We start from the raw sequence: 23,857 nt of genomic DNA, 5'->3' as shown, positions 1-23,857 counted from the left end.
TCCTTCAGGAAGTGGAACGACCGAACAGCCGCAGGCCCGTCCCCACCGCCAGGAGAGCCGCGAGCCCCGCTCCGACCCAGAGAAGGGCGCGCGACGATCCGGAAGGCCGCGCCGGCGGCGGGGATTCCTCGGCCGGACGGCGCGTTCCCAGAACCGGAGGGGGCGGCGGAGGCGGCTCTTCCGGCGCGACGCCCGCGAGGGAGGACTCCCAGTCCACCTCGAAGAGAAGGTCCACGCCCGGGTTGAGTTCCTTCACCTGGCAGGAGCACGCCCCGGTGAGAAATTTCGCGGCTTCCTCGATCCCTTCCGGGGAAAGGTCCTTTCCCCAAAGCGGCCAGAGGGCCCGGCCGCGGCCGAAGACGGGGATCGCGACGGGTTCGTCGACTTTCGCCAGTTCCGGCTCGGCGGCCCGCAAAAGCCCCGCGAACGCGCGCTCGCGGTCCTCGGAAGGAGCGATCCGGAGGATGGAAAACGCGATCTTGAGGGGAACTTCCGAGAGCAGAGGCGGATCGTCCTCTACCGGAACGGGAAGTTTCAGCACCTTCTCGAGGCGGTCGAGTTCCGCCCGAAGCCGCGCCGCCGCGGCGTCGTCGGCCTCCTTCCGTCCGGACTCGAGGAGCACCCATACGGCGGAATCTCCGGACAGAAGGCGACGGGCCGCTTCGCGGCGCGCCGGGGAGTCGAGCAGGCCGTTCGAACGCAGATCGGCCAGGGGGCCCGTCCAGGCGGGAGGGAAGGCCGGCCCGGCGTTTGGAAAACGCACGACCACCCACGGCAGGGGCCGATCTCCCTGAGCCTTCCAGAGCGCCGCGTCGTTCTCCTCCGGAGAGCCGGCCAGATCGACTTCCCGGAGGTCAATATTGGCGTTCGAACGGCGAATCTCCCGGAGGAAGGCGCGCTCCGCCTCTCCGAGAGGCCCTCGCCGAAAGACGATCGCCTCGTAAGGGGAGGCCCGCCAGCGCTCGAGGGCGTAGCGGAAGACCGGGATGTTGCAGACCGCCAGCGACAGGGCCAACCAGGCGAGCGGCGTCATCATCTACATCAATATAACGGAGCCCGCGTCCGGGGTTCCATGCCTTCCGTCGGCCCCGGAGCTCTGAAGGCGGACTTCAGAAGTACCGCTCCAGACGTTCGACCGGCTCCAGGATCCGCCGGCGCGCCAGCGCGCGCAGGCGCCGCCGCTGATCTTCATCGAGATACGCCAGCGGCGACTTGCCGTCCACGCGGGCGAGCATGAGCACCGCCACGTGGGCCATCGTCCGGGCTTCCAGCTCCGGGCCGGGCCCGTAGGCGTCCACGAACGCCCGCGCCGCGTCCCGGTACCGCGCGTCCGCGAAGACGAAGGACTTGATCAGAAGATGATTGAGCATGAACGCCAGATCGAACGCGGGATCCCCCCAGTGGGCCACCTCGTGGTCGAGCACCCACAGGCCGCCCGCGTGAACGAGGACGTTCTTCGGGCTGTAGTCGCCGTGCACGAGCGTCTCGGACCGGAAGTCCGCGCGGATCGGAAGGTCCGGATGGACGCGGCGAACCGTCTCGTAGTAGGGCTCCACCCGAAGCTCGTAAAAGTACCCGGGCCCCGCCAGGGCCCGGCGCGCCTCCTCGTCGGGGCGGCGATGCACGAGCGCCAGGCGGCGCCCGAGCTCGTGGGCGATCGAGCGGCGCACGTCCCCCGCCATGAGGAGGTCCTTCCAGCTGGGCCCCTCGGCGTACTCCATCGTGTAGGCGAACGCCTCGGGCTCGACCGAAAGGACGCGCGGGACGGACTCGGGCCCCACGATCCGGGACCAGGCGCGCAGACTTTCGATCTCCCGGAAGACGCGGCGCGGGTCGCTCGTCCACTCCATCGCCACCTTGAGGCGCGGGAGGAACTGCTTGCGCACGTGGCCCTCGTCCGTGAGCACCACGTCGCCGCTCACGCCGCCTGAAAGGACCTTCATGTCAGCGGATCTTGCCGCGGGCGGCCACCGCCCACTTCCCTTCGACCCGCCCGCCGCGGCCGTACCAGATCTCGTCGTGCAGGTTCACCGTGGCGCAGACGTGACTCGGAATCACCCACACTTTCTCCCCCACCCGGGGCGGCGCGCCGCCGCCCAGCCGCACGTACCCGTGCTCTTCGTTCATCTTCCCCATCGTCCACTCCGGCCGGTCGGGAAAAAGGCCGAACGTCCCCCGGTCCTTCGTCGGATCGCTCGAAAACGTCTTGGACCCTCCGTCGATGACGCATTGACCGGGCACGGCGGTGCTCACCACGGTGACGAGCACCCGAAGCGCGCAGTCGGAAACCGACGCGCATCCGGCGACGATGCTGTTGGCGTCGTAGAAGACGTACGTCCCCGGACGAATCTCCGTGGTCTGCGGCACCAGAAGCGTGCGGGACGCCCCGGGCGTCGAGCCCCCGGAGACCACCCGCGCCCGGAGGCCCGCCCGGCCGAGCGCCTCGAGCCCCTGCTCGATCTTCGCCGCCGCGCGCCGGAAGCCTTCGTCATCGAGCCAGGAGGGCCAGTAAAAAAGCCCCTCGAACCGCCGGCAGGCCCGCGCCACGCGCACGAGACTCTCCGCGTCCTGCACCCCGCATCGCCCCACCCCCACATCGACCTCCACGAGCGCCGGCAGATCCCCCGCCGCCTCGGCCGCCTCCACCGAATCGACGGCCACCGTCACCCGCCGTCCCTGCCGGGCGAGTTCGCGCGCCCGCTCCGCCTTGGCGGGCGCCAGGGGATAGGCGATGAGAACGTCGTCTCCCGGGAGAACCTCCGCCTCCCCCACCTTGGCGACGGTGATCCCCACCGCCCCGGCCTCGAGCTGCATCCGGGCGATCTCCGGCACCTTGTGGGTCTTGACGTGCGGCCGGAGCGCCACGCCCCAGGCGCGGCACTGCGCCTGCATGCGCCGGATGTTGCGCTCCAGCGCGTCGAGGTCGACGTAGAGCGCCGGGGTGTCCAGGTCCAGGGCGTCCATCGGCGCGCCCTCCGTCACCGGCGCGCAATGCACTCGATCTCGACCGAGATCCCCAGGGGCAGCGCCCCCGCCTGGATCGTGGTCCGCGCCGGCGCCGGCGCGGAGAAAAACGCGGCGTATACCTCGTTCATCGCCGCGAAATCCCTGATGTCCCGGAGATAGACGTTGCACTTGACGACCTTGTCGAGCGACGAGCCGGCCGCCTCGAGGATCGCCTTGATGTTCTCGAGCGTCCGGCGCGTCTCCGCGCGCACGTCCCCGGGCGTGTACTTCCCGGTCGCCGGATCCAGGGGTCCCTGACCGGAGACGAAGATCAGGTCGCCGCTGACGATCGCCTGGGAATACGGCCCCACGGGCTTGGGAGCCCGGTCGGTCAGGACGGGAGTCCTCATCGTGCCCTCCGAGCGTTCCGAATCTCCGTGCCCTTCTATCAAACGCTGGCGCCCCTGTCACGCGCTACCTACAATGGCCCGCATGCGGCGAGCCCTCTGGACGGTCCTCCTCTGGGCGGGATGCGCGGGACCGGAATCCGGGGAACCCTTCGATCTCGTTGTGTCCGGAGGACGCGCCCTCGATCCGGAAACCGGCCTGGACGCCGTCCGCCACGTCGGAATCCGCGGCGGTACGATCGCCGCCGTGAGCCCGCACCCCCTGCGCGGCGGGGTCGAAATCGACGCCCGCGGGCTCGTCGTCGCCCCCGGCTTCATCGATCTGCACTCCCATGGCGACGTCGCCTCGGTCGAGGCGGATCTGGCCAACCAGGCGCGCAAGGCGGCCGACGGCGTCACTTCGGCCCTCGAGCTGGAGGTCGGGACGGCGGACGTGGACCGCTGGTACGCCGACCGCGCGGGCCGCTCCCTGATTCATTACGGCGTTTCGATCGGCCACATTCCCGTGCGGATGGAAGTGATGGGCGATTCCCCCGCGTTTCTTCCTCCCTCCTCGGCGCGGGCCAACACGGTGGCCGCCTCGGACGACCAGGTGGCCGAGATCCGGCGCCGGATCGAGCGGGGACTGCGGCGCGGAGCGGTCGCCGTGGGGTTCGGCATCCAGTACACGGGGGCGGCTTCGCGCTGGGAGATCCTCGAAGCCTTCCGCGCCGCGGCGGCGTTCGGCGCCTCCTGCCATGTCCATATGCGCCACAACGGCCGCCGCGAGCCCGCCAGCAGCACCGCCGCGCTTCAGGAAGCGATCTCCGCCGCGTTCGTGACCGGCGCGCCCCTCCATGTCGTGCACCTCCATTCCACGAGCGGCCGCCTCACCGCGCGCCACCTCGAAATCCTCGCGGAGGCCCGCGCCCGCGGGCTGGACGTCACGACCGAATGCTATCCCTACACCTTCGGCATGACGAACCTCAACTCCGGCGTCTTCGACGGCGACTGGCGCGCGGAACTCGAGATCGATTACCCCGACGTCCAATGGGTGGCCACCGGCGAGCGCCTCACCCCGGAGACGTTCGCCCGGTATCGCGCCCAGGGGGGCCTCGTCGCCATCCACTCCATCCCGGAGGACGCCGTCCGGGCCGCGGTGGCCCATCCCCTCGTCCTCGTCGCCAGCGACGGTCTGGCCCAGAACGGCCGCGGCCACCCGCGCAATGCGGGCACCTACGCGCGCCTTCTGGGACGCTACGTTCGAGAAGAGAAGACCCTGAGCCTGATGGACGCCGTCCGGAAAAGCACGCTCCTTCCCGCCCGCAGGCTGGAGCGCCACGCTCCGGTCTTCCGGCGCAAAGGCCGCCTCCAGGCGGGCGCCGACGCGGATCTCGTGGTCTTCGACCCCGCGACCGTCATCGACCGCGCGACCCTCGAGGATCCGGGCCGCCCGCCCGAGGGCATCCGGCATGTTCTCGTGGCCGGCGTCCCGGTCGTCCGCGACGGCAAGCTTCAGACCGGCGTCTCCCCGGGGCGGCCGCTCCGGGCGCCGATTCGGGAATGAAGACCTTCCTCGCCCTTCTGAAGCTCTACCGGCTGCCGTTCGTCTTCACCGCGGTGGCCGACAGCGCCGCCGGGTATCTGGTGGGGCTCGGTTCGCTCAGCCCGAACGGATGGACGCTGGCGCTCCTGGCGGCGGCCTCGGCGGCGCTCTACGCCTTCGGAATGGCGGCCAACGATCTGGCCGATCTCGAGCGCGACCGGGCGGCGGCCCCCCGGCGGGTCCTGCCCTCGGGACGGCTTTCGCCGTCCGCGGCGCGCGCGGCGGCGCTCGGGGCGCTGGCGGTTTCCGCGCTCGCGGCGATCCTGGCGCCGGGCCGGGGCGCCGCCCCCCGCATCCTCGTCTGGGCCGCCGCCGCCGGCGCCGTCGTGCTCTACGACTTCTTCCTGCGGGCTTCGTGGGTGATGGGCTCGATCCGCGCGCTCAATTTTCTCATGGGCGCGGCCGCCGCCGCGGCGGATCTCAAGGAACTGGCCGCGCCGCGCGAAACGTTCCACTTCGCGGCGACGAGCTTCGTGTACGTCACCGCCCTCACCGCGATCTCCCGCCAGGAGGACAGAAAGGAAATCCGGGCTCCGGCGATCTATCTGGCGGTGGCCGCCATGGGAGTCGCCGCCGCCTGGGCGGCGCTTCTCGGGCCCGGAATTTCGGGCGCCGCCTCTCCCGCCCGCTGGCTGGTCCTCCTCATCCTCGTCGCCGGCCTCTCCTGGAGGGCCCGCGGCGCCGTGAACCGCGACGGAGTGATGCTCCTCGTGCGCGACGGCGTGGGAGGGATCATTCTCCTCGACGCGATCTACCTTCTCTCCGCCGGGTTCCACGACGAAGGTCTGGCGGTCGCCGCCCTGGTGCTTCCGGCGGCCCTGGGCGTCGCGCTTTTCAAGAAGCTCCCCTGAGGTCTACTTCGCCTCCGCCGGCGCCGGACACCGCAGGCACACGTCGGTCTTTCGCCCTCCGACGACGATCACGGGCTGCGTCGTCACCCGCTCGCCCAGAATCTGCTCGAACACGGTCCCGTAGAGGCGCTCGAGAGGAAGCAGAGCGTACGCCGCCAGGAGCCGATGGACGCGCGGGGCGTGGGTCTGGACCGGAGCGGGGGCGCATCGGGCCACCCCCTTGGCCTTGGCCGCATCTTCGGAAACCAGGGCCGCCAGGCGGATCGACACGTCCGGACCGTCCACCGGAGGCGGGGGAAGAACCGGCGCCAGAGGACGCCCTGACGGATCGCGCCACGTGAGAGGACCCTCCGCCGGCGGGTCGACGGGATCGAATTCCACCGGCTGGACGGCGAGCCTGTATTCCGCCCGGAGCCGCTCCGCGTGCCGGCGGCGGAAGAGGACCTTGAAGGGCGTCCCCGTGCGGGACGCCTCCTCGACGGCAGCTCGCGCCGTGTCCACCACCCAGCGCGCCTCGCGCAGAAGCTCCTTGGCCCCCACCGGTCCGGCCACCGCGTGAAGGACGCGGCCGTCCGGCGCGCAGAAGTAGGCGGCCACGTTGCCCCCCTGCTTCTGGCCGCCGACGATGCGGAAGGTGGCGACCTTCTGGAAACCCGCCGCGAAATGACGGCCGAGATAGGATCCGACCTCGGGATTCGCCAGAGCGTTCACCCGGAACGCCTGGGCGTTGTTTCAGGTGAAGCGCGGGTCCTCGAAGTTCCCGGAGACGTGAAGAAGAAAGACAAGCTTCCCTTCCGCTTTGGCCTTTCGCGCCGCTTCCGAGGGACTGTCCTCCCACACGACCGCCGTGCCGTAGGTCCGCCCCCCGCAGCGACCGCAGGATGCGCCCTCTTCATCGCGCGCGCCGGCCACGCCCGCCGCCAGCGCCGCCCCCAGAATCGCCATGGCCGCCCGCTTCATGGACCACCTCCTTCGTCGCGCTCTTCGCTCCTTGGACGCAAGGATCGCGCCCGCGGTTCCCGAAAAGCACGGTCCCTTTTTCGGAACCGCCCGCCCCGCCCCGGCGTCGAAGGGCCGTGAGAAACGGGAGGTCGGCCATGAAGCGCTCGGCGATGTCGGCGTTCCTTCTGCTGGCCGCCGCCGGATCCGCGGCGGCGCAGGGAATCGTCATTCCGGAGGATCCGAAGATTCCGCCGCTGGCCCTGGAACGGCACCACGTGCGGGTGGAGATCCACCACCCCGTGGCCACGACCGAAGTGGAACAGATCTTCGTCAACCACACGGACCGGCCCCTCGAGGCGCAGTACGTTTTCCCCATCCCCCCCGGCGCCGCGATCAACCGCTTCACGATGCTGGTCAACGGGCAGGAAAAGGCCGGCGATCTCCTCGAGCGCGACGAGGCGCGGAGGATCTATCAGCAGATCGTCTCCCGAGTCCAGGATCCGGGACTCCTCGAATACCTGGGCGGGAATCTTTTCCGCATGAGCCTGTTCCCCATTCCGGCGCAGGGACGCCAGCGGATCACGCTCCGGTTCGATCAGGTCCTGTCTTCCCACGATGGACTGACGACGTACGTCTATCCGCTCCCGGCGGGGCCCCGCGACGCGGCTTCGGAAACGGGCTCCTTTTCGATGGAGATCGCGCTGCGATGCCCCCTTCCGATCCTGACCCTTTACAGCCCCACTCATCCGGTGGAGATCGTCCGGTCCGGGGACCGGGAAGCGCGGGTCGCCTTCCGCGAACCCCGCGGCCCGCGAGCGCGGTCCTTCCAGCTCTACTATTCGATAAGCGAGAAGGAACTCTCCTTTCACGTCCTGACCCACCGGCCGGATCCCCGGGAACCGGGCTACTTCCTGCTCCTGATCGCCCCGCGGTGGCGCGCGGAAGCCTCCCGCGTCGTCGAACGGGATTTCATTTTCGTCCTCGATACCTCGGGCAGCATGGCGGGCCCGAAGATCCAGCAGGCGCGCAACGCCCTCAAGCACGGCCTCCGAACCCTCGGAGACGGGGACCGCTTCGCGATCCTGCGGTTCTCGACGGGCGTGGAGGCATGGAAGCGCGAGTGGGTCGGCGCCCGCGAGGGCCGCGAGGCGGCGCTCGCCTGGATTGACGCTCTCTTCGTCGAGGGGGGCACCAACATCGCCGACGCTCTGGAGGCGGCGCTGGCCTTTCCCCGCGACCCGTCCCGGCCGTGCTCTGTGGTCTTCCTGACGGACGGAAAACCCACGGTGGGTTCCACCCGCGACCCCGGCGAGATCCTGGGACGGCTGAAGCGGGCGAGGTCGGGTCCCGCCGGGGCGTCGCTGCGGGTGTTCACCTGGGGCGTGGGCTACGACGTGGACACGCATCTGCTGGACGGAATGGCCGAAATCGGGGCCGGCCTGTCCGAGTACGTCCGTCCGGAAGAAGACATCGAGGCGAAGGTCTCCGCCTTCTTCGCGCGGACGGCGCGGCCGGTCCTGGCGAATCTGGAGGTCGGACCGCTCGGGGACGGAGTCCAGTTCGTGGACGTCTATCCCCGGACGCTCCCCGACCTTTACGCGGGATCCACGCTGATTCTGGCGGGCCGATATGCGGGGGCGGGAGACACGGCCGTGCGGCTGGCGGGGCGGCTGAACGAGACGGCGCTCGTCTTCGACGGAGAAGCCTCCTTCCCCGCGGAGGAAACGCGGCATTCCTTCGTCGCCCGCGTCTGGGCGATGCGCCGCGTGGGTCACCTCCTCGATACGATCCGGCGCCACGGCGAGTCGCCGGAGCTCCTCCAGGACGTCGTGCGGCTCTCCCGCGAATACGGCATCCCCACGCCCTACACGAGCGCGCTGATCCTGGAGGACGGGCGCGGGCCGGTGACGGACCGGTCCCGCCCCGCTGCGGCGTCCGTCGCGGAAGAACCGAAGGGCAAGGCGCTCGTGAATCAGTTCGTCGGCAGCGGCGCCCGCGCGACTTCGGAGCCGGAACAGGACGAAAGGCTCCGGCGGGAAGCGGCGGAGGCCGCCCGGGCGCTCTCCGACGGCTTCAAGGAAAAGAGCGGCCGAACCGCGGTCGAGACGGCCGACGCTCTGCTCAAGCTCAAGCAGGCCGAATCGGCAGGTGAGCCTCTGCGCGTCCAGGCGCAGCGGGCCGCCGGAACGCGATTCCTCTTCTACCGCGGATTCTGGGTCGACGAGCGCTTCGAGGCGGAGCACGCGGTCACGCGCCTTCGCTTCGCCGGAGCGTCGTATTTCCGGCTGCTCGAAAAGCGGCCGGACCTGGCGGAAGCGCTTCGACTCGGAACGTCGGTGATCTATGTGACGGCGCCCGGCAAGGCGCTCGTCGTGGATCCCGGGGGCGCGGAGACGATCCCCGACGAGGATCTGGACGCGCTTTTCCGGCCGGCGCCGGCGAAGTAGCTCATCCCGGCCGCCGTTTCCAGAGCGCGTAGACCGGAAACCCCGCCAGCGCGATGCCCAGGCCGACGAGAGGGGCGGTCCGGCCGGCGGTCAGTTCGGAGGCCACGATCGCCGCCAGGCCCGCGGTGGTCCCCGCCAGGAAGAAGAGCGGCACCCACGGATAGCCCGGCGTGCGGAAGGGGCGCGGCGCCTCGGGCATCCGGCGCCGCAGGACGAACACCGCCCCCACCGCGAAAAGGAGCGCGAACCACTCCACGACGACGAAGTAGGTGGTCAGCGCGTCGAAGTCGCGCAGGATGAAGACGAGCGCCACGGCCATGCCGGCCTGAAGGAGGATGGCCGCCGCCGGGGTTCCCCACCGCGGGTGGGCGCGTCCCAGGAAACCGAACGTGAGCCCGTCGCGGGCCATGGCGTAGACCACGCGGGGCTTGGCCAGAACGTTCCCGTTGAGCGCCCCGAAGACGCTCGCCATGATGCAGGCTCCGAGAACCGTCGCGCCGGCGGGCCCCACGAGGGACGCGACGATCCGCTGGGGGACATCCGGTCCTCCGGAGACCATCCGATCGACCGGCATGGCGTAGAAGTAACCCACGTTGGCGGCCACGTAGAGGACGACGATCGCCAGGATCCCGGCGATGATGATGCGTTTCATGAGGCGTTCGGGAGCCACGACCTCGCCGGCGATCATGCTGACGGCGATCCAGCCGTCATAGGCCCAGATGACGCTCGCCGCGCCGCTCCCGAGGGCGGCCCAGCCCACGGCGCGGCCCGACGGCGCGAGGTTCCCGAGGGACCCCGTCGCGGTCGCGAAGCAGGCCAGCGTCAGGGCCGCGAGGGCGGCGACCTTGACCAAGGTGAAGAGCCCCTGGATGGCCGTGCCGAAACGGGCGCCGAGCAGGTTGGCCGCCGCGAGAAGGGCGATGACGCCCGCGGCCAGGACGGAAGGAACGGCGGGGGGAAGGCTGCCGGGCGGGCGGCCCAGAAAGCCGAGCAGGAGCTCCGTGAAAAAGGTCGCCAGGGCGCCGATCGTGGCAGGCGTCGTCACGAGAAGGTAGAGCCAGCCGAAAACGAACGCGACCGCGTCGCCGTAGGCCGCCCGGAGGTAGACGTAGACGCCGCCCGTCCGGGGCAGAAGCGAGCTCAGCTCCGCCAGAGCCAGCGCCCCGCAGAGGCTCACCAGCCCGAAGCCCGCCCAGAAGGCCAGAATGACGAGCGGATCGCCGACGTCGCGCGCGAGCGTGTAGGGCTTGCGGAAGATGCCGCTGCCGATCGTGATCCCGACGATGAGGGCCGTTCCGCCCCAGAAGCCGATCACGCGGCGGAGGTCGCCCCGGTCGGGCTCGTGCATGGGCACGAACGTACCACGCCGGTCGGAAACGGGCAACGAACTCCGGCCGGGGCGGGAACGTAATCCTAGGGAGGGCCCGAACATGCCGAATTACGCCCGCGCCGCGCTGGCGCTGCTGGCCGGTTGCGCTTCCGCTCCGGCCGGAGAGCCCGGAATGTTCCGCTTCGAAGCCCGCCGCGGCGCCGAGCGGATGCCGCGGGAATGGAAGGCGTCCGAAACGGCGGTCATCGTCTGCGACATGTGGGACAACCACTGGTGCCGCAGCGCCGCCCGGAGAACAGCGGAGCTGGCCCCCCGCGTGGACGCCTTCGTGAGGGCCGCCCGGGCCCGCGGCGCGCTGATCGTCCACGCCCCGAGCGACGTCGTGGCGTTTTACGAAGGAACGCCCCCGCGGCGGCGCGCCCGGGAAGCGCCCGAGGCCAGGCCGCCGGTCCCCATCCAGGCCCGCCGCTACGACCCGTCCCGGGAAGGCCCCTTCCCGGTGGACGACTCGGACAACGGTTGCGACGACGATCCTCCCTGCCCCGTGGTCACGAAGCCCCCTCCCTGGACCCGCCAGATCGCCGCGATCGACATCGCCCCCGAGGATGCCGTCACCGACCGCGGCCAGGAGGTCTACAACCTCTTCGCGCAACGGGGCGTCCGCCATGTCTTCATGACGGGCGTCCACACGAACATGTGCGTCCTGGGGCGCTCGTTCGCGATTCGGCAGCTCGTGCTGCTGGGATTCGACGTCGTGCTCGTGCGGGACCTTACCGACAGCCTCTACAACCCCCGCCGGCGGCCGTTCGTCAGCCACGACCGCGGCACCGAGCTCATCGTGGAGCACATCGAAAAGTACTGGTGTCCCTCGACCACGGCCGCGGCGGTCCTGCGCTGAATCCTCCGGATTCTTCCCCCCGGTCGCCCGCGATGGTATAACCGTCGCGTTCCGTCCATTGCAAAGGAGCGCGGCCATGAAGCGTTTCGTCCTCCCGGTCCTTCTCGTGGGCGCCGGTTTCGGCGCGGCGGGTCTGGTCCTTCCGGCGTCCTCTCCCGCTCCCGCGGGACCGATTCCGACGAGCCTCTGGACGCTCGAGCGGACCGAAGCCAAGTCCTTCGACTGGGGCGAGGCGCGCCTCATCCACACCGCCGCGGAGACGCACGGCGTGAAGGACTGCCTGGTGGGCCACGTGACGCTCAAGCCCGGACAGACGAACCATCCGCCCCACCGGCACGCGGAAGAGGAGTTTCTGGTGCTCGTGGAAGGCGAGGGGACCTGGCACATCAACGGCAAGGACCATCCGGCGCGGAAAGGCGACGTCGTCTACACCGCGCCCTGGGATCCGCACGGAATCACGAACACCGGGTCCAAGCCGCTTACCTTCTTCGTCGTCAAGTGGGGCTACAAGGGCGTGCCTTCCCCGCCGCCGCCGGCCGAAGCCAAGTAGCCGGGCGTTGAGCCGCCGCGGCGGATCGGGTATTCTCGCCTTTCGGTTGCAGGATCGGCCGGGGACGTCCATGCCCACGGAGATTCTCCCGGACCTCGGGGCGTCGCAGGAGACGCGGCTCCAGCCGCCGTATCACGTGATTCTCCTGGACGACTCGGACCACACGTACGAGTACGTCATCGAGATGCTGGGGCGCCTCTTCGGATACGGGCGCGAGACGGCCTACCGCATGGCCCGCGAGGTGGACACGACCGGACGCTGCGCCGTCTTCACCGGTTCCCTGGAACAGGCGGAGTTCAAGCGCGACCAGATCCACGCCTACGGACCCGACTGGCGGGTGCCCCGATGCGCGGGCTCGATGTCGGCGGTCCTCGAACCCGCGGAGACGTAAAGCATGGAGGAGGGCTTCGTCCGCGTGGCGGCGCTGGCGGACGTCCCGCCGGGCGGCATGCTGGCCGTCCGCGTGGAAGGCGAAGAGGTGGTCCTCTACAACGTGAAAGGCATGCTCTTCGCCACGCGCGACTCGTGCACGCACCAGCATTATCCCCTTTCGCGCGGCGCGCTCCGAGGAAAGTACGTGCGGTGCGGGTTGCACGGCTGGGAGTACGACGTGACGACCGGGGCGTATCAGGGAGATCCGAGGATCCGGGTGCGCTGCTTCCCGGTCAAGGTCGAAGAAGGGCAAATCTACGTGGGGACGCGTCCCCTCCCGCCGCCTCCGCCGCCGGCTCCGGCCCCGTCGCGGGACGAAGCCTGAAGGCTCGCCTACTTGACCTTCGTCATGCGGCCGAAGATCTTGAGCTTCTTAAACTGGTTCAGGATGTCCTCGGCCTTTTCCTTGGGGACGTTCTTGGCCAGCGGAATGACCAGGCGCGTCGTCAGCTCCTTGGCCTCGGCCGTCGAGCACCCCTTCACCTTGGCGATGAGCTCGGCCGCCTTGTCGCGCTTGGAGGTGTCGGTGATCTTCGAGAGGAAGACGTTGTAGAGATCGCCCGATTCGGCCGGGGCCTCGGTCTCGGCCAGGGGCTCCGCCGGCTCGGGGGCGGCCGGAAGTTCCTCCGCCGGGGCGGTTTCGGCGGCGGCGTCGAGCGGTTCCGAGGGGGCCTCCGGCAGGAGATCCATGGGTTCCGCCGGAGCGGCCGACGGCTCCGCGGCGGGCGCCTCCGGGAAATCCTCGAGTTTGATGTCCTCGACAGGAGCGGTTTCGGGCAGGTCGAGCGACTCTCCCTCGCCCGCCAGCGGCTGGACGCCCTCGACGCCCTCGACGCGCGGGGCGGCGGCCGACGCATCGTAGCGGGACGCGCCCGCGCCGACGGCGGCGCGCGCCGGCTCCGAGGCGCGGGTCATAGCCTTGACTTCGGCCACCGGACCGTTGCTCGGAACGGCGGCCGGAGGCTCGGCCAGAGCGAGCTTTCCCAGGCGGCGGAAGAGGAACGTTTCGCCGCAGCTCGGACAGACGAAGGCGTTGTTTTCCCACTCGAACGCCAGGCCGTTCGTTCCCGGAATGCCGCCGGCGGTGAACTGGGGCCGGACCGGCCAGTTGAGCTTGGGAAGCTTGGCCGCGACGCGGGCGGTCACGCGGAACTCCATCCCCGTCTTCGACAGCTCCGTCAGGGTGGGCGTGATCGCCTTCACTTCGGCCTTGGTCAGCTTCTGGGCGAAGATGATGGGAGCGCTCTTGCAGATCTGGGTGGCGATCGTCTCATCCAGGGAGAAGGCGCGGGCGAACTGGCGGGCGGCCTCGGGAAGGTTCCCCGCGTCCACCTCGGTGACGATCAGGCTGAATTCGCCGACCTCGGCCATGGTGCGCGCTCCTTACAGAAAGAGGAGATGCTTCGCTCAGCCCCGTCGGGTGTCAAGCGCGGAGTCTAACACCGCGTTTCGTTCAAGTCAAGCCGCGCTCACAGAAGCCCGTGCTCGCGGTACCAGGCGAGCGTCGTCCGCAACCCTTGCGCCGGATCGATCCGCGCGCGCCAGCCGAGCAGGCGGTCGGCCTTCCCGGGATTGCACGTCCAGGCCGGCTGCGTCATCTCGAGGGCCTTGTCCCGTCCGAAAACGGGCCGCAGTCCCGCCCATCGCGCCCCGTCTTCCACGACCGCGCCGAGGAAGCGCACTACGCGGTCGGGAACCGCCACGCGCAGTCCGCGACGGCCCAGCCCCTCCTCGACGAGATCCAGAAACCCGGAGACCGCCAGCGGCTCCGGGTGCGCCAGGTAGAAAATCTCGTTGGCCGCCTCCGGAGCCTCCGCGGCGCGAATCAGACCTTCGACAAGATCCGCCACGTGCACGAGGCTGATCCGCTTGGGCCCGCCCACCTCGGGGCGCACCCCGCGCGCGACCGTCCGGAAAAGCTCCAGAAACGCCATGTCCCGCGGACCGTACACCGCGCACGGCCTCACGATCGTGACCGGCATCCGCTCGCGGCGGCTCCAGACCTCCCGCTCCCCTTCCCATTTGGACCGCCCGTAGTGGGAAATGGGAGCGCACGGCCTTTCCTCGTCGAGATTCTCCCCGGGGCCGGCCGCCGCCAGGGAGCTGACGTGCACGAAACGGCCCGCCCGAGACGCCTCGAAGACCCGGCGCGCCAGGTCCCGGTTTCCCTCGAGATACGCGGCGTAAGAGTCCGCCCGGATGACGCCGGCCACGTGGAAGACAACATCCGCGGGCGGAAGCTCGAAGGGGCCGCGGAAATCCACCGTCAGGCGTTCGAAAGGCCGGCCGTCCAGCCAGCGCGGCCGGCTCCCGGGACGCAGAACCGCCGTCACGCGCCAGCCGCGGTCCAGCAGCCGGTCCACGAGGTGCGATCCCACGAACCCCGTGGCTCCCGTCACCAGCGCCGTCGGCATGGAGGTTCAGTGTACCACCCGCTTCCGGCGACGCCAGCATCGGCCGGCCTCCTTGACCTTGCCGCGAAAGCAAGGGTATATTGGGTCCCACTCGCCCTTCCGTTTCAGGGAGAACGCTCCATGGGATGGCTTCTGACCGCCCTGGCGGCCGCGACGCTCCAGGTCGAGGGAACCCCCGCCGCCAAACTCGGAACCGCGATCGGTCCCGTTGAAACGCGCCCCACGGCGGAGGCTGCCTACGCTCCTTTAGCCCCCGGCCAGACGATTCCTCCCGGCTCCTGGATCCGCACGCCCGCCCGCTCCAAGGCCGTCTTCGAATGCCCCGACGGGACCGAGCTGCGCGTGGACGAGAACACGGAACTCCAGCTTTCCGTCCGAAGGATCGAACTCGCCAAGGGCCGCTTCCAGATCCGAGTGCCCGACGGACCGGCGTTTTCGATCAAGACGCGGTTTTCCCCCATGGAAATGACTTCCGGCCTGGTCGAAATCTCCTTCCGGGAGCGAGCTCCCGACGAGCCTCCCGAAAAAACGCCCGGCCGGACCGTCACTCAGATCACCTGCCTGGACGGCGTCATCAGCGTCGTCTCCCGGCGCTACACCCAGAAGCTCACGCCGGGATACGTCTGCTACCTCTTCGACGGCCAGCTCAACACCCCGGACCCGTGCGAAGAGCCGGCCCTGGCCTCGGCCTGGCTCCATGAGCTCCTCCTGGCACGCGACCCGCGCCACCCCGAGATGCGCGAGCGGTTTCAGACGCTCCTGCGCCTGCTCGGCGGCACGCGCTTCGCCCGGGCGGAAGAAGTCGTGCGGGCGACCGGATCGAACGCCGCCCCCTACCTCGCCGAGCATCTCAAGGCCCCGCCGGGGCCCCTGGACACCGATCGCCGCCGGCGCGCGGCGACGCTTCTGGCGGAACTGGCCTCCGCGGGAGCCGCGGCGGATCTCGTCGAGATCCTCAAGGACGGCGACCCGGAGGTGCGCGTCCGGATCGCCGCCGGCCTGGAGCGCCTGGCCGGCGCGAACCTGGGATTCGACGCCGCGTACTGGCGGGGTTCGGATACGGAGAAGGGACGCCGGGCGTGGCAGGATTGGGTCCGGAACCGAAAATAAAAGGAGCCTTCCGATGCGCCTGACCCTCGCGCTTCTTGCGGCCGCCGCCCCGGCGGCCGCCGCGCAGGACGCGCTCGTCACCACCGAATGGGTGTACAAGAACCTGCGCGACGACAAGGTCCGCGTCCTCGAGGTCAGCGTGGACCCGGGCGTCTACGAGCGCGGCCACATCCCGGGCGCCTGGGGCCTCAAGTGGCATAGCGAGCTCTGCGACCCCGTCGGCCGCGACATCGTCTCTCCCGAGCGCTTCGAGGAACTCTGCCGCAAGGCCGGCATTCACGAGGACACGACGGTCGTCCTCTACGGAGACAACAACAACTGGTTCGCCTGCTGGGGATACTGGATCTTCACGATGTACGGGCATCCCAAGGTCAAGCTCATGAACGGCGGTCGCAAGAAATGGGAGCTCGAGAAGCGCCCCCTCGACACAACGGTCCCCTCCTTTGCTCCCGGAACCTTCAAGCCGCGCGCCGCGAACCTCGCGCTGCGCGCCCGGCTCTCCGACGTCCTCAAGGCCGTCCGGAACGAAGAGCCCGCGGTGCTCGTGGACGTGCGCTCTCCGGACGAGCATGTGGGCAAAGTCTTCGCCCCCCCGGGAATTCAGGAGCTGGCCATCCGCGCGGGGTGCATTCCCGGCTCGCGCAACGTCCCCTGGTCCAAGGCGGTCCAGGAGGACGGGACGTTCAAGAGCGTGGAGGAGCTGCGCCGGCTTTACGCGGAGGCGGGCGTGGACGGCTCGAAGCCCGTCATCACGTACTGCCGCATCGGCGAGCGCTCCAGCCACACCTGGTTCGTTCTGAAGTTCCTCCTGGGCTACGACGCCCGCAATTACGACGGCTCCTGGACGGAGTACGGAAACGCCGTCGGCGTGCCCATCGAGAACAAAGCCGGGACGGTCTGGACCGGAAAGTAATCGTCGATGATCCGGTGGGTGGCCGCGGCGGGCGCCGCGGCGGCGATCCTGGGCGGCGCCTACGGGCTTTACGGCGCCGGCACGACGCGCGAGCGGGAGCGCTCGTTCACGGTCCTGGCGGGCGCGGCCTTCGGGTTCGTGCTTCAACGGTCGCGCTTCTGCATGGCCTCCGCCTTCCGGGATCTGTTCCTGGCCGCGGACCGGCGCCGCGCGATGGGCCTCCTGGCCGCCCTGGCCGCGGGAACCGCCGGATATGCCGTGGTCTTCGGCGCGTGGGTTCCGGATCCTTCGGGCGGCTATGTTCCCCGGCAGACCCACGTGGCCCCGGCGGGATGGCACCTGCTCGTCGGCGGCGCGGCCTTCGGGATCGGCATGGTCCTGGCCGGAGGCTGCATCAGCGGACAGCTGTACCGCCTGGGGGAGGGATCGCTCGCGGCTCCCGTGGCGCTGGCCGGAACGCTGGCGGGATTCGTGGCGGGATTGGCGTCGTGGAACTTCTTCTACCTGCGATCGGCCGCCGCCGCGCCGGTCGTGTGGCTGCCCCAGAAACTCGGCTACGCGGGCGCGCTGACCCTTCAGCTCGCCGCGCTGGCCGGAATCGCGGCCGCGCTCCTCTGGAAGTTCCCCGCCCCTCCGCCCCGGACGTCCGAAACGCCGACTCTGGCGGGCGTTCTCCGAAAAATCTTTCGCGACGGCTGGCCGCCCGTCGTCGGAGGCGCGGTGATCGGCATCCTCGGCGCCGTCGTTTACCTCCGAACGGTTCCGCTGGGAGTCACCTCCCAGCTGGGGACCGTGGCCCGCTGGGCCGGAGGGAAATTCGGAATCGTCCCCGACCGGCTCCTCGGCCTGGAGGAGATGGCCGGCTGCCGCGCCGTCGTGGGAGAGACGCTCCTGACCGACAACGGACTTTTCGTCCTGGCGCTCGTGGGGGGATCCCTCGTCGGGGCGCTTCTGGCGGGCGAGTTCCGGATCCGTCGGCCCCGGCCGAGAACGTGCCTGCTGGCCCTTGCGGGAGGAGCGCTGACCGGATTCGGCGCGATGATCTCGCTCGGCTGCACGGTCGGGACGCTTCTTTCGGGAACGATGGCGATGTCGCTTTCGGGATGGGTGTTCGCGGCGGGGCTCCTGGGTGGAACGTGGGCGGGCGCGGCCGTGTTGCGGAGGCTGGCGTGAGCGGCGAAACGGTGGACATCCGGGGGGAACCCTGCGGGATGCCGGTCCTGCGGGTGGAGCGCTTCCTCAAGGAGCGGTCCGGGGGGAACCCCTTCGCGGTGCTCGGCGATCACGAAGACACCATGGAGCAGCTTCGCTTCCTGGCGGCGCGGCACGGCTGGACGTGCGAGATCGTCCGCGACGGTCCGGGCGTGTGGCGCGCGGAGTTTCGCCCGGCGCCGGAAGGGCGTCGTTGATCGGCCGCCCCCCGCCGCCTATAGTGGCGTCGTGAGCATCAACGTCTCCCAGATCTTCGTGCGCTATCCGGACGAGAAGGACGCCGGGGAGGTCCTGGCGGCGTACCTCGCGGGGGGCGGCGAGCGTCCGCCCTCGTTCATCGTCGCGCGGACGCCGGGACCCTGGCTGGCCGTGCTGGCGGCCGACAACGCCCCGGCGCCGGAAGCCGCGCAGCTTCTCTCCCGCGCCCTGGAAGCGACCGCCCTCTGGTACGGCCTGGCGGGAAACACGCTCGCGTACCGCCTGATCCGTTACGCCTGGGGACGCGAAGTCGAGCGCATCCAGGAGCCGCCGGAGATCTTCGAGCCGGGCGCCTCGTTCGCGCTGCCCGAATACCGGGACGTCGAAGAAATTCTTTACCGGAAGCTCCGCGCGGAAGGGATCCCGGCGGACTACGTGTACCTTTTCGCCGAGGAGGTGGGCGCCGGCGGCGGAGGCCGCGAGGCGGCACGGACCGACGCCGCCGTGGTGCGGGCGGGGCGGATCGAGCCGTTCGTCCACCGCGTTCCTCGGCGCGGCATGGACGCCGTCCGGACCCTCTTCGATCTCTACCGGGAAGGCGAACAGGTGGTCTACGAAATGCTCCACCTCCAGGGCGCCTTCGACGAAGGGCGCGCGCAGCAGCTCCTGCGCACGCTTGAAGGCGTATGCCGGCGCCGGACGCTCCCGTCGGGGTGGAAGGTGCGGTACCTGGCCGGCTCGGCGCGGGACCCCGAGCTCGGCCGCCGGCTCGCCGCCGCGCACGCCCGGGGGCGCTTCTCGTTCGAGCTGGAGCCGCCTCCCACGGAGTGACCGCATGCCCGCCCGACCGGCCCGCCCCGCCGAGATCACGCATCTCTTTTTCGATGCGGGCAACACTCTCGTCTACGTGAACATGGAGGTCGTGGCGGAAACGCTCGCCCGCCTGGGGCTGCGCGCGGAGCCGGCGGAGCTTTGGCGCGCGGAACACCGCGCGCGGAGGATCGTGGACGATCCCGCGGTGATCCGGGGAAGCACGGACCGGACGCGCTGGGCGCTCTACTTCGCCGCGATCCTCAGGGAGTGGGGCCTGCGCGACTCCGGGCGCCTCCGGCGGGCGCTCGGGATCCTCGAAGCCCGGCACGCCCGCGCGAACCTCTGGGAGGTCGTCCCGCCGGAGGTGCCCCCCGCGCTCGACCGGCTCCGGCGGCGGTTCCGCCTGGCGGTGATTTCCAACTCCAACGGCACGGTCCGCCGCAAGCTCGCCCAGGTGGGCCTCCTGCCGTACTTCGATCTCGTCGTCGATTCCCACGAGGAAGGAATCGAAAAGCCCGATCCGCGGATTTTCCGCCTGGCGCTCGAACGCCTTCGTGCGTCGCCGGGGCGGGCGGTCCACGTGGGCGACTTCTACCACATCGACGTCGTCGGGGCGCGTGCGGCGGGCGTGCGGCCGGTGCTTCTGGATCCCGGGGACACCCACGGGGACAAGCCCGTCCGCCGCCTCCGGAGCGTCGCCGAGCTTCCGGCCTGCGTTGACGGTCGTTCGCCGGTCCCGATATAATGACGGGAGTCCTCCGCGTCGCTTATGCCCTACCTCGTCGTGCGGGAATCGGGGTCCGAGCGCACCGTCCCGATCACGGGGCCGGAGGTGCTCATCGGCCGCTCGCGCCAAAATCACGTCAAACTCATGACCGAGCAGGCCAGCCGGCAGCACTGCCGGCTCATGCGCTCTCCGCAGGGAGGGTACCGGCTGATCGACGGCAACTCCTCCAACGGGACCTTCGTCAACGGCGAGCGCGTCTCGGAGAAAGATCTGGCCGATGGAGACGTCATCACCGTGGGTCAGGCCACGATCGTCTTCCGGGCCGGGGAACCCTCCAAGCCGGTTCCGCGGCTTCCGGATCCGGGAGCGCTCCGGCTGCCGCTGGAGGACCGAAACGTGCGGCTCCTCCTGCAGACGGTGGTCAATGCCGCCTCCTGTCAGGATCTGGACGCGTTCCTGCGCGACGTCGTGGACGACGCGGTCGAGATCGCGCAGGCGGAGCGGGGCGTGCTTTTCGTGCCGGATGCCGGGGGGCGTCTCAAGCCGCTGGTGGCGCGGGATCAGGCGCGCCGGCCGCTCGGGGAGCTCGTGGGGATCAGCCGATCGATCCCGCAGCAGGTCTACGAGCGGCGCCGCTCGATCTTCGTTCTCGACACGGAAACGGCGGAGGAGGTGCGCTCGGAGAGCGTGGAGCTTTACCACCTGCGGACGGTGATGTGCGCGCCGCTGAAGGTCGGCGAGCGGCTCCTGGGCGTGCTCTACGTGGACAGCCACGCCAAGGCGCGCGAGTACAGCGCGACGGATCTGGCGATCTTCGAGGCGGTGACGAACTATCTGGCCCTCACGATGGAGAACGTGCGGGCCGCGCAGGAAGCCCAGCAGCGGGTCGAGGAGCGCCGCCTGGCCCTGGAGCGGGAAAACGCCGTTCTGCGGGCGGCCCTGGAGCGGCGCAAACACCTCATCGGCGAGTGTCCCGCGATGAAGGCGCTCTACGAGACGGTCCGCAAGGTCGCCCCCACGGACGCCACGGTTCTCGTTCTGGGCGAGAGCGGCACCGGAAAGGAGGCCATCGCGCACGTTCTGCACGACCTTTCGCCGCGTTCGGCGGCCCCCTTTGTGGTGATCGACTGCGCGGCGATTCCGGAGACGCTTCTGGAAAGCGAGCTTTTCGGTTACGAGAAGGGGGCCTTCACCGGCGCCACGTCCCAGAAGCCCGGCAAGCTCGAAATGGCGCAGGGCGGGACGGTGTTTCTGGACGAGATCGGGGAACTATCGCTCAACCTCCAGGTGAAGCTCCTGCGGGCCCTCGAACAGAGGGTGATTCATCGGGTGGGGGGTCTTGAGCCCGTGCCCATCGACGTACGCCTCGTGGCGGCGACGAACCGGAACCTGGAAGAGATGGTGCGTCAGGGGAAGTTCCGGCAGGACCTTTATTTCCGGTTGAATGTGGTGTCGGTGGTGTTGCCGCCCCTTCGGGAACGGGGCGACGACGTGATACTTCTGGCGGAACATTTCCTCCGGGAAGCCGCCGCCGCGGCCGGCCGGTCCATCAAGAGCTTCAGCGAAGAAGCGCGGGCGGCGCTCAAAGCCCACCGGTGGGAGGGCAACGTCCGTGAGCTCAAGCACCGGGTCGAGCAGGCGGTCATCTTAACGAATAACCTTTACATTTCTATTGAGGACCTCAACCTGGCGGGCGCCGCAGGAGCGTTCCGAAGTCTTGAGGAAGCCCGGGACCACTGGGAGAAAAGCTACATCACCCAAGCCCTTGCGCTCCATGAGTTTAACGTGACCCACACAGCCAGGGCGCTCGGAATCTCTCGCCAACACCTTCAGAACCTCATCAAGAAACACGGGATCAGTCGAGTTTCGGACACGCTCGAGGCGGAGCCTGTTATTCCCGAACCACCCCCGGCGAAGTGACAAAATATCGCTCAAGACCCCATTAACAGACAACAAAAGATGACACTTTAACACATTGTAAATCATGCACTTAAAACATAAAACCCAAGCTGACAACTTAAATTGGCGGTTTGAGGAGTGACACCGCCGAAATTAGCGTTTTTTTGCAGGTTTTTAGCTGGCATGACCCTTGCTTAGCTAGCAGTGCGCACTTGCGCAAAAATTAGATCCCGCTCCAACTGCCCCGACCCGTCGTCGGGGCGCTTTATTTTAAATTCGTTCTGGTCCCTCGCGCCCACCCTTCAGATCGCGGCAAGACGCCCCCTTCATCATTCTCTCTGCGCGTACGGTTCCCTCGCTCCGGCGCGACGCTCCCTATGAGACCTAATTCGACACATCAGAGGGCGATACTCCCATCGGGCAAGGAGGCCCGGCGTTACCCGCGTTACGAAACGTAATGCGCAGCGGGCCTGGAGCGCCCGGCAGGTCGAGGGCGGCTCCGTGGCATGTTCCTTGCGTATTGCTTGACGGCCTTATTGGAGGAGAGTGTAATGACGCCAGTCTTGGGAAAGGAGAGAGTGATGCCCGTCCAAATCCCGGCCCCTCGCGATGAGCGCCGCGCGGAAGCCCTGAAGACGGCCCTGGCGCAAATCGAAAAACAGTTCGGCCGGGGTTCCATCATGCGGCTGGGGGCGGATACCCGGCTGGACGTCGAAGGGATCACCACGGGATCGCTCGCGCTCGATCTGGCGCTTGGGGGCAAAGGCATTCCCCGCGGGCGCGTCACGGAGGTCTTCGGCCCCGAAGGCTCCGGCAAGACGACCCTCTGTCTCACCGTCATCGCCAACGCCCAGAAGGCGGGCGGGACGGCCCTCTTCATCGATGCGGAGCACGCGCTGGACCCGGCCTACGCCGCCAAGCTCGGCGTCAACCTCGAGGAGCTCCTCCTCAACCAGCCCGACAGCGGCGAGCAGGCCCTCGAGATCGCCGACATGATGGTCCGCTCCTCGGGTCTCGACGTCATCGTCATCGACTCCGTCGCCGCGCTGGTGCCGCGCGCGGAGCTCGAAGGCGAGATGGGCGACCAGCACGTGGGTCTCCAGGCACGCCTCATGAGCCAGGCGCTCCGCAAACTCACCGCCAGCGTCGCCAAATCGAAGACCGCTCTCATCTTCATCAACCAGATCCGCGAGAAGGTCGGAGTCATGTTCGGGAACCCCGAAACGACGCCGGGCGGCCGGGCGCTCAAGTTCTACTCCAGCGTCCGCATCGACGTTCGCCGCATCGGCCACCTCAAGGACGGCGAGGCCGAAATCGGCACCCGCGTGAAGGCGCACATCGTCAAGAACAAGATCGCCCCGCCCTTCAAGAAAGCGGAGTTCGACATGCTCTTCGCCAGCGGCATTTCCTACGAGGGCGATCTCCTGGATCTCGGCGAAGAGCACCAGGTGCTGGAACGCTCCGGCGGGTGGTACTCCTTCAAAGGGGAGAAGCTCGATAACGGCCGCGAAAAGTGCCGGCAGATGCTTCGGGCCCGGCCCGATCTGGCGCTCAGGATCGAAAACGAGATCCGCGCCAAGCTCGGCGTGGAGCCCCGGCGGGCCCCGGGCGCCACGGCAGCCCCTTCCGGCGCGGCTTCTGAAGCCAAACCGCCGGCCCGGACCGAAAAGCACGACGACGAAAAGAAGCCCGCTCGAAAGTAAGCGGTGGCCTTCTTGGGGGAACGGGGTCCAGCCCCGTTCCCCATTCCCCCTCTCCGACGACGAGGCCGCCCCGCAGGGAGGGTATGCCCGATGCGCCCGGAAGAGCTCAAGAAGATCCTGGAACGGCGCCCCTTTGTCCCCTTCCGCCTTCTGCTCACCAGCGGGGAACGTGTGGAGGTGCGCCACCCGGAAATGGTCCTGGTGGCCCGTTCGCACATCGCCGTCGCCTTTCGTCCCCGCAACGGCATCGCCGAATACGTCGTCTGGTACAGCCTGATCCACATCGTGAAGGTTTCGCCTCTTTCCCGGACGCGCCGGCGCCCCCGAACGGCCTGAACCGCGGCGCGGCCCTTCGCCCTTGACACGCCTTCGAAGGCCTCCGATAATCCACCGCCCCCGACGATGAAGATCGACGAAATCCGGGAACGCTATCTCGAATTCTTCCGGCAGCGGGGCCATACGGTCTACCCGTCGGACTCC

At 69.2% G+C, this 23,857-nt stretch carries 25 protein-coding genes; 16 read left to right on the top strand and 9 right to left on the bottom strand.

Annotated features, from left to right (window positions below):
• Positions 1-4 precede the first annotated feature (4 nt).
• The 4 genes from VNO22_17280 to VNO22_17265 all read right to left on the bottom strand — a co-directional run bounded on the left by VNO22_17280 (position 5) and on the right by VNO22_17265 (position 3,356).
• Positions 5-1,036 (bottom strand): hypothetical protein, encoded by a 1,032-nt coding sequence (locus VNO22_17280; protein HXG63127.1) that lies wholly within the window; start codon positions 1,034-1,036, stop codon positions 5-7.
• A 73-nt stretch (positions 1,037-1,109) separates the two neighbouring features.
• The gene (locus tag VNO22_17275; GenBank protein ID HXG63126.1) at positions 1,110-1,943 is read right to left on the bottom strand and encodes a phosphotransferase; all 834 of its coding nucleotides are present in this window, start codon (positions 1,941-1,943) and stop codon (positions 1,110-1,112) included.
• 1 nt (position 1,944) lies between these two features.
• A complete protein-coding gene (locus VNO22_17270) occupies positions 1,945-2,964 on the bottom strand; it encodes an alanine racemase (protein ID HXG63125.1) in 1,020 nt (339 codons plus the stop codon).
• 14 nt (positions 2,965-2,978) lie between these two features.
• Positions 2,979-3,356: a Rid family detoxifying hydrolase gene (locus VNO22_17265; protein ID HXG63124.1), complete on the bottom strand. Its 378-nt coding sequence runs from the start codon at positions 3,354-3,356 to the stop codon at positions 2,979-2,981.
• Positions 3,357-3,438: 82 nt separating this feature from the next.
• Here VNO22_17265 and VNO22_17260 point away from each other — a divergent pair, with 82 nt between their 5' ends.
• Both VNO22_17260 and VNO22_17255 read left to right on the top strand, forming a co-directional pair.
• Entirely contained in the window at positions 3,439-4,899 is a 1,461-nt protein-coding gene (locus VNO22_17260) for an amidohydrolase family protein (GenBank protein ID HXG63123.1), read from the top strand.
• Positions 4,896-5,789, top strand: a complete 894-nt coding sequence (locus VNO22_17255) for a UbiA family prenyltransferase (protein ID HXG63122.1) — start codon at positions 4,896-4,898, stop codon at positions 5,787-5,789. The genes VNO22_17260 and VNO22_17255 overlap by 4 nt, the downstream gene beginning before the upstream one ends.
• A 3-nt stretch (positions 5,790-5,792) precedes the next feature.
• On the opposite strand, the gene VNO22_17250 is transcribed toward VNO22_17255, so the two are convergent.
• Positions 5,793-6,500, bottom strand: a complete 708-nt coding sequence (locus tag VNO22_17250; protein ID HXG63121.1) for a hypothetical protein — start codon at positions 6,498-6,500, stop codon at positions 5,793-5,795.
• A gap of 21 nt (positions 6,501-6,521) precedes the next feature.
• On the bottom strand, positions 6,522-6,749 hold the full coding sequence (locus tag VNO22_17245; protein HXG63120.1) for a hypothetical protein: 228 nt from the start codon (positions 6,747-6,749) through the stop codon (positions 6,522-6,524).
• A gap of 137 nt (positions 6,750-6,886) precedes the next feature.
• On the opposite strand from VNO22_17245, the gene VNO22_17240 reads away from it, so the two are divergent.
• Positions 6,887-9,178 carry a VIT domain-containing protein gene (locus tag VNO22_17240; protein ID HXG63119.1) on the top strand — a complete coding sequence of 764 codons (2,292 nt, stop codon included), beginning with the start codon at positions 6,887-6,889 and terminating at the stop codon, positions 9,176-9,178.
• Between the two features lies 1 nt (position 9,179).
• Here VNO22_17240 and VNO22_17235 read toward each other — a convergent pair whose 3' ends face one another.
• Complete coding sequence (locus VNO22_17235) at positions 9,180-10,526, bottom strand: amino acid permease (GenBank protein ID HXG63118.1); 1,347 nt, start codon at positions 10,524-10,526, stop codon at positions 9,180-9,182.
• 82 nt (positions 10,527-10,608) lie between these two features.
• Here VNO22_17235 and VNO22_17230 point away from each other — a divergent pair, with 82 nt between their 5' ends.
• The 4 genes from VNO22_17230 (at position 10,609) to VNO22_17215 (ending at position 12,713) form a co-directional block, all read left to right on the top strand.
• A complete protein-coding gene (locus VNO22_17230; protein ID HXG63117.1) occupies positions 10,609-11,406 on the top strand; it encodes an isochorismatase family protein in 798 nt (265 codons plus the stop codon).
• Between the two features lie 76 nt (positions 11,407-11,482).
• Entirely contained in the window at positions 11,483-11,956 is a 474-nt protein-coding gene (locus VNO22_17225; GenBank protein HXG63116.1) for a cupin domain-containing protein, read from the top strand.
• Between the two features lie 70 nt (positions 11,957-12,026).
• Positions 12,027-12,347: an ATP-dependent Clp protease adaptor ClpS gene (locus VNO22_17220; GenBank protein ID HXG63115.1), complete on the top strand. Its 321-nt coding sequence runs from the start codon at positions 12,027-12,029 to the stop codon at positions 12,345-12,347.
• A 3-nt stretch (positions 12,348-12,350) separates the two neighbouring features.
• On the top strand, positions 12,351-12,713 hold the full coding sequence (locus tag VNO22_17215) for a Rieske 2Fe-2S domain-containing protein (protein HXG63114.1): 363 nt from the start codon (positions 12,351-12,353) through the stop codon (positions 12,711-12,713).
• Positions 12,714-12,721: 8 nt separating this feature from the next.
• Here VNO22_17215 and VNO22_17210 read toward each other — a convergent pair whose 3' ends face one another.
• Together VNO22_17210 and VNO22_17205 are read right to left on the bottom strand one after the other, a co-directional pair.
• Complete coding sequence (locus VNO22_17210) at positions 12,722-13,759, bottom strand: hypothetical protein (protein ID HXG63113.1); 1,038 nt, start codon at positions 13,757-13,759, stop codon at positions 12,722-12,724.
• Between the two features lie 98 nt (positions 13,760-13,857).
• The gene (locus VNO22_17205; GenBank protein HXG63112.1) at positions 13,858-14,802 is read right to left on the bottom strand and encodes an NAD-dependent epimerase/dehydratase family protein; all 945 of its coding nucleotides are present in this window, start codon (positions 14,800-14,802) and stop codon (positions 13,858-13,860) included.
• Between the two features lie 120 nt (positions 14,803-14,922).
• Here VNO22_17205 and VNO22_17200 point away from each other — a divergent pair, with 120 nt between their 5' ends.
• The 9 genes from VNO22_17200 (at position 14,923) to VNO22_17160 (ending at position 23,713) form a co-directional block, all read left to right on the top strand.
• On the top strand, positions 14,923-15,912 hold the full coding sequence (locus VNO22_17200) for a FecR domain-containing protein (GenBank protein ID HXG63111.1): 990 nt from the start codon (positions 14,923-14,925) through the stop codon (positions 15,910-15,912).
• Between the two features lie 13 nt (positions 15,913-15,925).
• The gene (locus VNO22_17195) at positions 15,926-16,825 is read left to right on the top strand and encodes a sulfurtransferase (GenBank protein HXG63110.1); all 900 of its coding nucleotides are present in this window, start codon (positions 15,926-15,928) and stop codon (positions 16,823-16,825) included.
• Between the two features lie 6 nt (positions 16,826-16,831).
• Complete coding sequence (locus tag VNO22_17190; GenBank protein HXG63109.1) at positions 16,832-17,998, top strand: YeeE/YedE family protein; 1,167 nt, start codon at positions 16,832-16,834, stop codon at positions 17,996-17,998.
• The gene (locus VNO22_17185; GenBank protein ID HXG63108.1) at positions 17,995-18,234 is read left to right on the top strand and encodes a sulfurtransferase TusA family protein; all 240 of its coding nucleotides are present in this window, start codon (positions 17,995-17,997) and stop codon (positions 18,232-18,234) included. The genes VNO22_17190 and VNO22_17185 overlap by 4 nt, the downstream gene beginning before the upstream one ends.
• A gap of 31 nt (positions 18,235-18,265) precedes the next feature.
• Positions 18,266-19,066, top strand: coding sequence for a hypothetical protein (locus VNO22_17180; protein ID HXG63107.1), 801 nt, complete (start codon positions 18,266-18,268; stop codon positions 19,064-19,066).
• A 4-nt stretch (positions 19,067-19,070) separates the two neighbouring features.
• Positions 19,071-19,793 carry an HAD family hydrolase gene (locus VNO22_17175; protein ID HXG63106.1) on the top strand — a complete coding sequence of 241 codons (723 nt, stop codon included), beginning with the start codon at positions 19,071-19,073 and terminating at the stop codon, positions 19,791-19,793.
• 24 nt (positions 19,794-19,817) lie between these two features.
• A complete protein-coding gene (locus tag VNO22_17170; GenBank protein ID HXG63105.1) occupies positions 19,818-21,695 on the top strand; it encodes a sigma 54-interacting transcriptional regulator in 1,878 nt (625 codons plus the stop codon).
• Between the two features lie 572 nt (positions 21,696-22,267).
• Complete coding sequence (gene recA, locus VNO22_17165) at positions 22,268-23,377, top strand: recombinase RecA (GenBank protein ID HXG63104.1); 1,110 nt, start codon at positions 22,268-22,270, stop codon at positions 23,375-23,377.
• A gap of 90 nt (positions 23,378-23,467) precedes the next feature.
• Entirely contained in the window at positions 23,468-23,713 is a 246-nt protein-coding gene (locus VNO22_17160) for a hypothetical protein (protein HXG63103.1), read from the top strand.
• The last annotated feature ends 144 nt before the right edge of the window (positions 23,714-23,857 follow it).

It is taken from the genome of Planctomycetota bacterium, from assembly GCA_035574235.1.
Taxonomy (GTDB): Bacteria; Planctomycetota; MHYJ01; order MHYJ01; family JACPRB01; genus DATLZA01.
The sequence above is the reverse complement of the archived record's forward strand: the minus strand, read 5'-3'. Positions and strand labels throughout refer to the sequence as shown.